This window comes from Hyphomicrobiales bacterium (assembly GCA_002869065.1).
Taxonomy (GTDB): domain Bacteria; phylum Pseudomonadota; class Alphaproteobacteria; order Rhizobiales; family Rhodobiaceae; genus Rhodobium.
In genome coordinates, this window is the sequence record PKTR01000002.1 from 838,770 (window position 1) to 852,137 (window position 13,368).

9 protein-coding genes are annotated in these 13,368 nt (G+C 65.5%); 3 read left to right on the forward strand and 6 right to left on the reverse strand.

The genetic code is table 11. The annotated features are described in order from the left end of the window. Positions 1–21 precede the first annotated feature (21 nt). Positions 22–1,254, reverse strand: a complete 1,233-nt coding sequence (locus C0606_07665) for a hypothetical protein (GenBank protein ID PLX38103.1) — start codon at positions 1,252–1,254, stop codon at positions 22–24. A gap of 329 nt (positions 1,255–1,583) precedes the next feature. Here C0606_07665 and C0606_07670 point away from each other — a divergent pair, with 329 nt between their 5' ends. The 3 genes from C0606_07670 (at position 1,584) to C0606_07680 (ending at position 4,308) form a co-directional block, all read left to right on the forward strand. Further along, the gene (locus C0606_07670) at positions 1,584–2,162 is read left to right on the forward strand and encodes a biotin transporter BioY (protein PLX38104.1); all 579 of its coding nucleotides are present in this window, start codon (positions 1,584–1,586) and stop codon (positions 2,160–2,162) included. A 143-nt stretch (positions 2,163–2,305) separates the two neighbouring features. Continuing rightward, positions 2,306–2,926: a glutathione S-transferase gene (locus C0606_07675; GenBank protein PLX38105.1), complete on the forward strand. Its 621-nt coding sequence runs from the start codon at positions 2,306–2,308 to the stop codon at positions 2,924–2,926. Between the two features lie 23 nt (positions 2,927–2,949). After that, positions 2,950–4,308, forward strand: a complete 1,359-nt coding sequence (locus C0606_07680; GenBank protein ID PLX38106.1) for an FAD-dependent oxidoreductase — start codon at positions 2,950–2,952, stop codon at positions 4,306–4,308. Position 4,309: 1 nt separating this feature from the next. On the opposite strand, the gene C0606_07685 is transcribed toward C0606_07680, so the two are convergent. The 5 genes from C0606_07685 to C0606_07705 all read right to left on the reverse strand — a co-directional run bounded on the left by C0606_07685 (position 4,310) and on the right by C0606_07705 (position 13,359). Next, the gene (locus C0606_07685; GenBank protein PLX38107.1) at positions 4,310–5,500 is read right to left on the reverse strand and encodes an acetyl-CoA C-acyltransferase; all 1,191 of its coding nucleotides are present in this window, start codon (positions 5,498–5,500) and stop codon (positions 4,310–4,312) included. Between the two features lie 162 nt (positions 5,501–5,662). After that, positions 5,663–7,405, reverse strand: coding sequence for a hypothetical protein (locus tag C0606_07690; protein PLX38108.1), 1,743 nt, complete (start codon positions 7,403–7,405; stop codon positions 5,663–5,665). A 220-nt stretch (positions 7,406–7,625) separates the two neighbouring features. Further along, on the reverse strand, positions 7,626–8,957 hold the full coding sequence (locus C0606_07695; GenBank protein PLX38109.1) for a hypothetical protein: 1,332 nt from the start codon (positions 8,955–8,957) through the stop codon (positions 7,626–7,628). 140 nt (positions 8,958–9,097) lie between these two features. Beyond that, positions 9,098–11,509 carry a hypothetical protein gene (locus tag C0606_07700; GenBank protein ID PLX38110.1) on the reverse strand — a complete coding sequence of 804 codons (2,412 nt, stop codon included), beginning with the start codon at positions 11,507–11,509 and terminating at the stop codon, positions 9,098–9,100. Beyond that, on the reverse strand, positions 11,506–13,359 hold the full coding sequence (locus tag C0606_07705; protein PLX38111.1) for a hypothetical protein: 1,854 nt from the start codon (positions 13,357–13,359) through the stop codon (positions 11,506–11,508). The genes C0606_07700 and C0606_07705 overlap by 4 nt, the downstream gene beginning before the upstream one ends. Positions 13,360–13,368 lie beyond the last annotated feature (9 nt).

Below are 13,368 nucleotides of genomic sequence, written 5' to 3' on the forward strand. Positions count from 1 at the left end.
AGAACGCCGCCGGTCGCGCTTTTATTCGCCGGTGATGACCAGATCGTGCTGGACGCACGGGTCGATGGCGGCAATCGCCAGGCTGACCGCGGTCTTGAAGGCTTCGCGGTCGCCGATCTTCGCGCCCATCAGCGCTTCGGCGAGCGGGCCCTCGCGGTGGAAGTTCCACTCGGTCGGGGCAAGGATACGATAGAAGGCGGTGCGCTCGTTCTCGAGGCGGACCGCGTGGAGCAGCCGGCCGCGCGCGGTCTCAACCGCCACCACGCCCTTGCCCTCGCCCCCGGCGAGTACGGTGACGGCAGCCGCTTCCGGCAGACCGGTTTCGTCCGGCGACGGCGTACCGCACAGGCGGATTTCATCGATCATCGCCTCGATGGCGACGAGCTTGGAGGCAAGCCGCGGCAACAGGCCCGGCCCGTGATCGACCAAGAGCGCTGAAATCAGCGGATGACCGCGGAAGCGGGCGAAGGTGCCGGTCTCGTAGACCGTGCCATCGAGATCGGGGCGGGCGACGAAGCTGCGGTCGTCATCGGACAGGAGACGCGCTGCAAGCGCGTCGCCGTCGGCATCGCGCAGCGCCGGCGAGAAGGCCTGACCGAAGCCCGATAGATGATGATCGGCGATATAGCGGAACACCTTGGCGACCGGCGTTTCGGCGCGGGCGATCCACTCGGCGAAGCGGTCGGCATCGCCGAGTACGCCTGCCGCCCGCAGGCCCTCGCCAAAGACGCCGAAGCCCATGATGTCTTCGAGGACGCCGGCCAGTTCGCTGATCTTGGGCGTACGCGGCGCAACGCCGGCGCCACCGAGTGTCAGCCAGTCGGAGCGCGGATAGACGAGTTTCGGCAGCCGCTTCAGCCGGGCGCGGGTGTCGCGCAGCGCCTGAAACGCCGTTTCCGCCTCGATCACCTGCGGCAGGTCGAGGAACAGGCGCCAGAGCAACTGGCCGAGCGCCTCGCCGGCGACGATGACGCGGCGCGCGGCGCGCACCTCATCGGACGGCGTGATGCCGAGCGCGGCCTCGCTGGCGGCGAGGCCGGCGGCGGCATGCGCCGTTCCGCAAATGCTGTAGAGCAGCGGCAGGGCGCGGATCGCATCCATCGCCGATTTGCCTTCGAGCACGGCACTGGCGCCGAGCGGGCGCGTCGATTCGATATCGACGGCGGTGACCTCGCCATCCTTCGCCGTCAGGCGGACGACCACCCGGCCTTCGATTGCGGTATCGCGATGTCCCAGATCATCCAGACGCGTCATGCTCTTCCCCGTCAGGCCGCAAGGCCCGTTCTGTTGTCGTTGCCGCCACGCGGATCAGCCGGCGCGGTGGTTTCTTTTTCCTGTTTACATCAAACGAGCGCAGTTGCTGTCACATCCGCTCGCTGTCTCCCGGCGTTTTTCGAATGCACCATGCTTGAACAGCACGAAATAGGGCGGGGCGGGCTCGACGGAAATCCCCCGGCATCAGCCGGTGCGTCGCAAAACACGGCTTTTTCGACCAATGGTCGAGCAAACGCCCCCTGTTCATCGCCTTTAAGATCGATTAAACGGTGTTGCACTACCATTTCCTGTCAGGGGGATTTACCGACATGACGACTGCTGCAAACGTTCCGACGCTCGCTTCCGCTCTGTGGCCCGCCACGCGCGGCCATTCCGCCCTGCGCGCCGTTGCGCTTGTCATCGCCGGTACCGCCCTGCTCACGCTGAGCGCCAAGATCCAGGTTCCGTTCTGGCCGGTGCCGATGACCATGCAGACCTTCGTGGTCCTCATGCTCGGTGCGGTCTACGGCCCGCGCCTCGGCGTCGCCACCGTGCTGGCCTATCTGGCCGAAGGCGCAATCGGCCTGCCGGTCTTTGCCGGCGGCGGCGGTCTTGCCTATATGGCCGGCCCGACGGGCGGTTACCTCGCCGGCTTCATTGCCTCGGCGGCTCTCGTCGGCATGCTGGCACAGCGCGGCTTCGACCGTCGTCCGCTGACCACACTGGTCGCCTTCTCGGCCGGCACCACCGTTCTCTACGGCCTCGGCCTCGCCTGGCTTTCGATGCTGTTCGGCATCGAGAACGCCTTCGCGCTCGGCGTCGTTCCGTTCGTTCCGGCGGAAGCCGCCAAGATCGCTCTTGCGGTCGCGACGCTGCCGCTCGCCTGGCGCCTGTTCGGCCGCCGCTAATTCGATCAGCCAACTGCGGGCAGGCTACTCGACAGCCGCCGAAAGTTGCTGCAGGGTCAACCGCCGGATGCGACACCGCGTCCGGCGGTTTTCTTTTGCGGGTACGGCACCGGCAGACCGGCCCGCGCGAGGAGGGTTTGCCGATGAAGCTGTTCTATTCCGTCACCTCACCCTATGTGCGCAAGGTCCTCGTGCTCGCCCACGAAGCCGGCATCGTCGACAGACTGGAGATCGTGGCCGCGACCGCGAGCCCGATCGAACGCAACGAGGCGATCTTCGCAAAAAACCCGCTCGGCAAGATCCCGGCGCTGGTGCTCGACGACGGCCGCGTGCTGTTCGACAGCCGCGTCATTGTCGCCTATCTCGACACGCTGCATGACGGCACGCCGTTCATCCCGGCGGACGGGCCGGCGCATTTCGACGCGCTGACCATGCAGGCGCTTGCAGACGGCATTCTCGATGCCGCCCTTCTGTGCCGCTACGAGATCACCCGCCCCGCCGAGAAGGTGTGGGAAGCGTGGTACGACGGGCAGATGGAGAAGATCGTCTCGGCGCTCGACATGCTGGAAGCCTCCGCCGTCGAATCGCTTTCCGGTGCCGTGACGATTTCGCCGATCGCGGTTGCCTCGGCGCTCGGCTATCTCGATCTCAGGTTCAAGGACAATATCGCCGGTGCCGACTGGCGGACGGGACGGCCGAAGCTCGCGGCGTGGTACGAGGGGTTTTCGGCACGGCCGTCGATGGTCGCGACGCAGCCGAATTGATCGGCCGAAACGAGGGCAACGCAATGGCAGGGACGGTTCATCCCTATGGCGCGGCGGCAATCGATCCGACAGCCTTGGTCGACAGCCACTGGGAGGCCGTCACCCCGCCGCTTGCCTTCGAGACGCCGCCGCTCGAGGAGGACGCCGCCTGCGACGTCGCAATCATCGGCGGCGGCTATACGGGGCTTTGGGCGGCAAAGCAGCTTGCCGACGCGCACGGACTTTCGGTGCGGGTTCTGGAAGCCGCCCGGCCGGGCTGGGGCGCGTCGGGGCGCAATGGCGGCTTTGCCTGTGTCGGCTCCTCGGCGCTGTCGCCGGATCAACTCATCGCCCGCTATAGCCTCGACGAGGCGCGCGCCTTCTACCGGCTGCAACGCGACGCCATCGAGCATGTCCGCGCGCTGCTTGCGACAAGCGACCGGGACGGCGGCCTCTCGCCCGACGGCGAGGTGGAGCTGGCGCACAAGGCGAACCGCGTCGCCGCCTTCCACGGCTTCGCCAAGACCTATCAGGAGCAGTTCGGCTACAAGCTCACCGTGCTGGAAAAGGGCGACCTTGCCGAGCGCGGCCTCGACGGGCCGGGCTTCTTTGGCGGTCTGGTCAATCCGCACGGCTTTGCGCTCAATCCGCTTTCCTACGTGCGCGCGCTCGCCGAAGCCGCGAACGAGGCCGGCGTGCTGATCCACGGCGACAGCCTCGTCACCGACTGGGCGAGCGACAACGGCCAGCACGTGCTGAAAACCGCGCGCGGTTCGCTGATCGCTCGGCGCGTGATCGTCGCGACCAACGGCTACAGCCGCGAGACGCTGGTGCCGTGGCTGTCCGGACGGCCGCTGCCGGCGATTTCCGCGGTGATGGTGACCCGGTCGATCAGCGAGGACGACTATCAGGCGCAGGGCTTCTTCAGCCGCACCATGAGCTTCGACAGCCGTACGCTGCTGCATTATTTCCGCCGCCTGCCCGACGACCGGCTGCTGTTCGGCGGGCGCGGCAGTCTGGACGCGTCGCCGGCCGGACTTGCATCCGCGCGGCAGCGGTTGCGGGCGGATTTTGAAGAGATGTTCCCGGCCTGGCGCTCCGTCGAGACCGAGCGGGTGTGGAGCGGCTTTGTCTGCCTGACGCGCGATCTGGTGCCCTATATAGGCCCGATCCCGGACCGGCCGGGCGCTTTCGCGGCGCTTGGCTATCACGGCAACGGCGTCGCCTTTTCGAGCGTCGCAGGGCGTCTCGTCGCCGATCTGGCGGTCGGTGCAAAGGGTGCGGACAACGCCCTACCGGCGGTGGTGCGCGGGCCGATGCGGCGTTTCATGCTGCCAGCGGCGCGCCGGCTTTTCCTGCGCGCCGCCTATGCCGGATTCGGAATGGTCGACCGCTGGGTCTAAATCACAGCGCCTCGACGGCCAGCGCGATGCCCTGACCGCCGCCGATGCACATGGTGATCAGGCCGTAGCGGCCACCGGTGCGTTTCAGCTCATAGAGCGTCTTGACGGTGATGATCGCGCCCGTGGCGCCGACCGGGTGGCCAAGTGCGATGGCGCCGCCGTTCGGATTGGTCTTTTCGGCCGGGAAGGCGAGGTCGCGGGCGACCGCGCAGGCCTGTGCGGCAAAGGCCTCGTTCGATTCGATGACATCGAAATCGGCGACCGAGAGCCCGGTGCGCTCGAGCAGATTGCGCACGGCGGGGATCGGCCCGAGCCCCATGACGCGCGGCTCGACGCCGGCATGGGCATAACCGACGATGCGCGCCATCGGCTTGGCATCCCGCTTTTCGGCCTCGGCCTCGCTCATCAGCACCATGGCGGCGGCGCCGTCATTGATGCCCGACGCGTTGCCCGCCGTCACCGTTCCGTCCTTCTTGAACACCGTGCGCAGTTTCTGCATGTCCTCGATGCTCGCATCCATACGGACGTGCTCATCGGCGGTGAATTCGACGGTCTCGCGGCGCAGCTTGATCTCGACCGGCACGATCTGCTCGGCAAAACGGCCGTCGCGGATGGCGGCGGCGGCACGGCGGTGGCTCTCAAGCGCAAAAGCGTCCTGCTCGTCACGGTCGAGGCCATATTCCTCGGCGACGTTTTCCGCCGTGATGCCCATATGGCCGTTGCCGAAGGGATCATTGAGCGCGCCGAGCATCATGTCGGTGAGGCCGGTGTCGCCCATCTTCACGCCCCAGCGGGCGCCAAGCGAGGCCATCGGCGCGCGGCTCATGGATTCCGCGCCGCCGGCCAGCGCCACATCGGCATCGCCGAGCATGATCGATTGGGCGGCGGAGACGATCGCCTGCACGCCGGAGCCGCACAGCCGGTTGAGCGTCATGGCCGGGGTGCCGACCGGGATGCCGGCGTCAATCGCCGCGACGCGGGAGAGATACATGTCGCGCGGCTCGGTGTGGATGACGTTACCGAACACCACGTGCTGGATGACGTCGGCCTCGATGCCTGCGCGCTTGATCGCTTCGCTCGCAACCGTCGCGCCGAGTTTCGTCGGCGGCACATCCTTCAGCGACCCGCCGAACGTGCCGATCGCGGTGCGCGCACCTGCAACGATAACCACTCCCTGGCCTTGGACACCCATTTCCGTCTCCCATTCTCCGTGCGGACCGGCATACAGCTTTCGCGGTCCACATCCTTCATTCTGCCGGCGCGATTGTGCAACGCATCACGCGCCTGGCGGACGGTAGCCGCCCGGGCGCGAAAACGCGACAGGAGAATTGCCAAAGATCGGCAAGAGACGGGATCAGTTGGCGAATTTGAAGAAGTGGTCGCCCGGGCGTTCCTTGACCATGCGCGAAAAGACGGCGGCCGCTTCCTGCTTGCTCAACGGCTTGGCCGGCCTTGCACCGATCAAGCCGGTAATCAGGCTGCCGTCACCCTTTACGCCGGGCACCCCACCACCCTTGGCGGGGGGAACGGCGGCCGAGCCCGGGGTCAGGTCCGAGCCCGGCCGCACCGACGGCACAGGTACGCCGCCGATCTGAGAATCATGTGTGGCAATCGATCCGGTCACCTCGCCTGTCGTGCCCGCATCGGCGACACGTTCGAGATCCGGCATGCTGGTGCCGAGGAATTTCGCGGCAACGCGCTTGCTGTTTTTGGTGGCGTCATAGACCGCCGTACCAAGACCGAGGGTTTCGGCGCGCAGCCGGCCGACGGAGGCAATCAGCGTGTATTCCGTAATGCGGCGTTCGTAGCGCGCATTCTCGAGCGACACGCGCGCCGAGACGATTTCCTGTTCCGCATTCAGCTCATCGAGCACCGAGCGATCGCCGATCTCGCGCTCCTTGCGCACGCCCTTGGCGGCGGCGCGGGCGGCGGCGACCTGCCGTTCGATCAGGGCAACGCGGCGCTTGGCGGATTCGTGCTGTTCCCAGGCGGTCTGCGCGGCCGCTGTAACGCCATATTGCGCATCGCGCGCCTCGTAGCGGCGCTGCATTTCGACCGCCTTGGCGGCGCGCACACGGGAATGCTCGATCCCCTTTGTGAAGATCGGCACGTTCAGTTTCAACATCACATTGGTCGTTTCCTGCTCCGAGGTGGAATAGGAGACGTCGTGCTCATGCAGATAGTCGACATGCAGGTCGAGCGTCGGCATGAATTCGCCGACTGCGGCCTTGCGGTCGAAGTGGGCGGCGTTTTCAAGGTGCAGGGCGGCCGCGAGCCGCGGATTGGCCTCACGCGCCAGCGCAACCGTATCGGTCAGCGACAACGGCAGCAGATGGGCGACGGGTGTGGGATCGCTCAGCTTGCCCGGCGCTTGTCCGACCAGCTGGGCGTAGCTTGCCTTGCTCACCTCGAAATCGGCGAGCGCCTTGTCGAGATCGGCGCGGGCGGCGTTGTAGCGCGCCTCGGCCTGGCTGACGTCAGTTCGGGTGTTGACGCCGCTCTTGAACTGCGCGCGCGAGGTGCGCAGGATTTTCGACACGATCTGCAGCGACCGGCGGCGGTGGGCGACGATGCGCTGGTCGCGCAGGACGCCGAGATAGGCGCCGGCGACATTGAGCATCACGTTCTGCTCGGTATCGACGAGCTGAGCGTGGCCGGCGGCGATGTTGGCTTTGGCGCTGCGCGTCTCGTTGACGGTCCTGAACCCGCGGAAGATCGGTTGCTGCAGCGACACGCCGTAGCTGTAGGGATTGACGTTGTAGGAATCGAAGCCCGGCCGGCGGACGAGCTGGTTCGGCACCGACTTGTCGACATTGTTGGAATAGCCGTACTGCGCGCTGGCGCTGACGCTCGGCAGCCAGTTGCTGCGCGCCTGCGGCAGCTTCTCATCGGTGGCAAGCTGGCGGGCGCGGTCGGCCTGCAGGGTCGGATTGGCGACATAGGCCCTGCCGAACGCCTCGTTGAGGTTTTCGGCGCGGGCATTGCCGGATAGCGCCGTCAGGACACACAGCAGAGCTGCCGTGCCTGTCAACATGGTCCGCCAATGACGATGGCGCGCTGGCCAATCGCAGCGCTGACAACGCAAACTTCCGTCCATCGTACCCTCACTCAAGGACCTGAACGCTGGTCCCGATACTGCCGTTACTCCGGCTAAATACGATCATGGTCTGTTAAGGTTAAATTCTCGTAACCGACGAGAAACGCAGTTCTTTTTTTCCGAGTTTGGGAGAAGGCAAGCAAATGCGAGGCGCCGGGCAGTAATCCGGTGACACCTCGGCGTCACCAGTCGTGGCGGCCGGACATGCTGGAAAGGACGCTCAGCGTTCCGAGAAAGCGACGTTGAGCGAGCGATAGATCGGCTTCAGCAGATACTGCATCACCGACTTCGATCCGGTGATGATATCGGCCTGTACGACCATGCCGGGCAGCAGCGGATAGTCGACCCCGCCGCGGCCAACCGACATGCGGTCGAGCGCAACGGTCGCCTTGTAATAGACCTCGCCTTGCTGGGTCTCGAAGGTGGTCGGCGAAATACCGCTCACCTTGCCGGAGACGGCGCCGTAGAGTTCGGAGTCGAAGGCGGTGACCTTGACCTCGACCGGGTGGCCGATCTGGACGTGGCCGATATGATCCGGGGTGAGCTTCACCTCGGCAACCATTTGCTGCTTCTGGGGAACGATCTTGGCGACGACGTCGCCGGAGCGGATCACCTCGCCGGGGGCGATCGGTACGATTTCCTGCACCAGACCGACGCTCGGCGAACGGATGAAAAGGCGGTCGACGCGGTCATCGAGCCGCGTCAGGGTCGCCTCGGTCTCCGCCAGTTCAGCGCTCACAGTGGCGACCTGCTCGCTCCATTCGCGGGTCTTCTTGGCGTTGTATTCCGACAGAAGGTTCCTCGCTTCGGCGAGCGCATCGGCGGCCGCGAGCGCACGCTGCGTGGCCTGCGCCAGCTTCGAGCGCGTCTGCACCACGGTCGACTTGGCGTTGAGATAATTGACCTTCGACGAATACCCCTGTTCGAACAGCGACGCCCTGAGCGCGAATTGTTCGTTTTCGATGGCGAGTTGCTCGGTGAGCGCACTCTTTTCCTCGCTCAGGCTCGCCAGTTCGGCGCTGCGCTGGGCGATACGGGACGCGAGTGTCGTACGTTCGCGTTCGACCAACTCCACTTCGGAGCGATAGAACGCGGCTTGCTGGCGGCCGTGCCTGAAGGGCGTGTCGAGATCGAATTCCGGCGCCGTATCGGAAAGCAGGGCGGCGAGACGACGGCGCTGCTGTTCAAGATTGATCCTGCGGCTGGTCAACTGCTCGCGCTCGCTCGACGCCTGCACCGGAGCAAGCCGGATGAGCGGCTGATCCTTGGCGACGAGATCGCCGGGATGGACCAGAACCTCGGCGACGATGCCGCCCTCCAGGTGCTGAACCTGTTGAACGAAGCCCTCGGGAATGATCTCGCCCTGCGCGATGGCGACCTCATGAACCGGCGCAAGCGCGGCAAGCGCGACGATGAAGATGACGAAGGCGCTGACCCATTTCAGGATGCCGCCGAAAAACGGCAAGGCACGCCCGCCCTCGAGGTCGAGGGGCGCAGCAAGGGGCCCGTGGGAAGAAGCTCCCGAAGCCGGGTTTTGCGTTCGTGGCGCCATAGCCGTTCTAAACTTTTACTCTCAGGCAAACGGGTTGCCGGTACACACGGCGGAAACGTTAGGAGATCATCGTTAAAAAAGTGAAAAGCCCGAAAAACGAAATGTCGTAAGGGAAGGCATGAATCACCTTGCCCGAACGCCTATCCAGCGGCCTTCTTCTGACCCTGATTGAGGATCGCGGGCACGATCTTTGCCGGCACGTCGTCAGCGACCACCATGCCCTCGCGCAGATAGATGACGCGGTCGCAGGCGTTCATGTGGCTCGGCCGGTTGGTGACGATGATGACGGTCGCCTTGCCGCGCAGATCGTTGAGCTTCTCGATCAGCGCCTTGTCGCCTTCCTGGTCGAGATAGGTGCCGGGCTCGTCGAACAGGTAGATTGCCGCCGATTTGGTCAGCGCGCGGGCGATCGACAGCCGCTGCTTGAAGCCTTCCGGCAGGGCCTCGCGGTTGCCGAGGCGAAGATGGGTGTCGAGCCCATCGGTCAGCGCGCCGTCATTTTCCGGAATGCCGGCCTCGCGCAGCGCACGCTCGATATCCTCGCGGGTCGCGGTCGGCTCGGCGAGCAGCATGTTCTGGGACACCGTGCCGTAGAAGAAGAAGTTCTGCTGCGGCACGTAGGCGATGGCGTTGCGCAGCTCGCCCGTGTCGATCTGCCGCACGTTGAGGTCGTCGATGCTGATCACGCCGGCCTGCGGCTGGTAGAGGTTGAGCAACAGCTTCAACAGCGTCGACTTGCCGGCACCGCTCGGCCCGGCGATGGCGACGAGCTGGCCGGCCGGAATCTTGAAGGTCGCACCCTTCACCACCGGCTCGGCGTTCGGCGCGTAGCGGAAGCCGACGCCGGCAAAGGTGATCTCGCCTTCGAAGCTGCGCAGCACGGAGGGGATCTGGCCCGGCTGACGTTCGGTGCGGATGCGCATCAACTGGTTGATCTGGCGGATCGTGTCGGCGAACTGGCTGATCCGGTTGATGCTGAGGAAGGCAATCTGGATCGGCGACAGGATGCGCCAGATGAACACCATCGAGGCGATCAGACCGCCGACCGACAGCGCTTCGTTGATGACGAGCAGCGCGCCGACGCCGAGCGTCGTGACACCGGCCAGGGTCACAAGGCTCTGCGAGATGGTGTGCAGCGACATGTTGAAGAACTGGGCGTCGAATTTCAGCGCCATCGCGTGCCGCGACAGTTCCTCATAGCGCTGGCGCCAGATCGCTTCGGCGCCGATCTCGCGGATATTGCGGCGCTTCTGCAGGATCTCGATCTGCAGCGTCTGCAGCTTGGTGCGGTTGCGGCCGGTTTCGGCGACGTGCCGCTTGACCTTCGGCAGCGAGGCGAAGGCCAGAACCGCGAACACGACGACCAGCGCCAACGGCACGAAAACCAGCGGGCCGGCGATCAGCGTAATGGCAACAAAGAAGATGATCGTGAACGGCAGGTCCATCACCGCGTTGACGATGTTGCCGCTGAAGAACTCGCGGAAGCTCTCGAACTGGCGGAAACGCGAGATCTGCGCGCCGATCGAAGCGCTTTCGGTCATGGCGATCGGCATGGTGACGATCTGCCGGAACGCCTGGATGACAAGTTCGGAATCGAAACGAGTGCCGACATAGGCGACCAGCTTGCTGCGCCGGCGGCGCAACAGCCACTCGGAGGCGATGACGGCGGCAACCGCGACGAAGAAATACGCCAGCGTCTCCAGCGACCGGGCGCCGATCACGCGGTTGTAGACGTTCATCACGTAGATCGGCGTCAACAGCGCCAGCAGATTGGCGAACAGGGTGAAGACGGCGATCGTCGCGATCGGGCGCTTCAGCTTGCCGAGCGATTCCCAGAACCAGTTCTGCCGGCGCAGCGCTGCCGGATCGAGCTCTTCGGAGCCGCGCTCGACGAAGAACAGGGTCTGACGGCAGGTCTGGGGCTTTTCGAGACGGAAGGTGCCAAGCGCGCCACGGAAGACCAGAAGCCGGTCGTCGTCCTGCCGCTCGACGATCACCAGAGGTTCGCCGTCCTCGTCGAGGCCGATGCAGGGAAACTGTTCCGATTTCAGCGCCGAGGTGCAGGTGTGGCGCTCCTTGGTGACATAGCCGACGCGGTGCAATACCGCGCGCAGGCCTTCGACACCGCGGATCGGATCGAAATGCGGCAGCGCTTCGAGAAGATGGCGTTCCTCACCGCCCCAGTTGAGCACGGTGAGCAACGGCCGCAGGCAGGCGGCGGCCGGCGTTTCCGCTTCCTCGCGGTCGATCCGCGGGCTGAACCTTGTGCTCCCCGATGCGGCCTGACCGGTGCCGGCCGTGCTGTCCGCATCGGCGGCCGCGGCACGGTCGTCTTCGGTCTCAGCCGCAGCGGACACATCGGCGTAGGTCGGGAATCCGGTGAACGCCTCGTTCACCCGCGACTGGCGCGCGCGCGCATCGTCGCCCGCCATGGCCTCGCGATCGGCGCGCAGGGCTTTCAGCGTTTCCATCCAGGACGGCTGCCAGTCGGCCGGCGGCGGTGTCTGCTGGACGACCCGCTTGCCCTCGCGCGGGGTGCCTCTGTCGGTCATGCCTGCGCCTCCCGCTTTTCGGGGGCTTCGAACTCGCGGCCACCGACCAGAGTCGGAATACCGTCATGGATCTCGAACAACCGGTCGGCCAGATTGAAATAGGACGGCCGGTTGGAGCTCATGACGATCGAGGTCTTGCCGCGCAAGGTCTCGAGATAGCGGATCACGTCCTGATCGGCCTCACGATCGAGGAACGCCTGCGGCTCGTCCATGACCAGGATCGCCGGCTTGCGGGCGATGGCGCGGGCGATCGCGATACGCTGCAGGAATCCGCCGGGCAGCGCTTCGACGAGGCTGTCGCCGAGCGGTGTGTCGTAGCCGGCCGGCAGCCGGTGGACGATCGCCTCAACGCCGGTCTCGCGGCAGGCTTCGCGCGCTTCGTCGACGAGCGGGCCGTAGCCGAACAGCGTCAGGTTGTCGAGAATCGTGCCCTTGAACATAACCGGCTTCTGACCGACGAAGCCGACCAGATGGCGAATGTCACGGTGCTGCAGATAGGGGTCCAGATCGCCGATGCGGATCGTGCCGGTATCCGGCTGACGCTCGCCCCAGACGAGATCGAGCAGGGCCGACTTGGCGCCGTTGCTGGCGCCCTTGAGGGCGATGAATTCGCCGGACTCCACAGTGAGATGAACGTCGTTCAGCAGAGGCTTGCCATGTTCGCTCAGGGCCACGCCCTGCAGCAGCACGACCGGCGGCGCGCCGTCGGCATCGAGCGCCAACGCGGGTGCAAGTGGCGACGGCCGCGGCAGTTCAAACAGGCTCTGCGCTTCCTTCAGGGCCAGATTGATGGTCTGCAGCTCACTCCACACGCTGATCGCGCGCAGCAGCGGCTGGATCATGCGGGTGGTCAGCATGGTGCAGGCGGCGAGCGTGCCGACCGTCATGTGGCCGTAGACGGCGAGAACGGCACCGATGGTCACCATGAGAACGGTGGTGACGTTGGCCAGCGACAGGCCGATGGTCTGCGCCATGCCGTTCAGATTGATCATCTGGTAGTGGATGCGCGCCGTGGTCTCCTGCAGCCGCTCGAAGCGGCGCAGCAGGAACGGCTCCATGCCCAGGCTCTTGGCGGTCTGGATGCCGGACAGGCACTCCATCAGGAAGTCATAGCGGCGGTCGTTGTGCTGATGCTGCTCTTCGAGCGTGCCGCGCAGGCGGCGAGCGCGCTGCGAGGTTTCATAGCCGACGGCAACGGCGACCGAGATCGGAATGACCGCAAGCGGGCCGCCGATCAGGATCAGCATGGCGAAGAAGATAAGCATGAATGGCAGGTCGAGCAGTGCGAGCCGCGACTGGCCGCCATAGAAATCGGCCAGCGTGCTGATCGCGGTCAGACGGTCGTTGAGCGCGCTCGGCGGTGTGTCCGCCAGGCGGTGGTCAGGGGCATTCAACACCCGGTCGATGGCATCGAGCGAGGCGACATGGGCAAACCCGGTCGCCTTCCAGCCGATCACATACGACCGGGACAGGCGCAGAAGCGCCTCGATGATGACAACAACGACCAGACCGAGGATCATCATCGCCAGCGTCATGTAGGCGGTGTTGGGAATGATCCGGTCGTAGACCTGGAGGATCACCAGCGGCAGGGCAAGGCCGAGCATGTTGATGATCACGGAAGCGACGATGACCGAACGGGACACTTCCGAATAGCTGGTCCATTCGGGCCCGAGCGCCGACAGGCTCGGCAAGCCGGCCTTCCACGGCGACCCGCACCCGGCACCGGCTTCATCACCATCCGGTATTCTGCCCGCGGCACGCGCATCATCGCCCGTCGCAGCTTGCCTGCTGCTACGGGAAAGGATGCGTTTCGCGAAACGTTTTGCGGTGTGGCCCGTCATGCCGCTCAAGGATCGTTA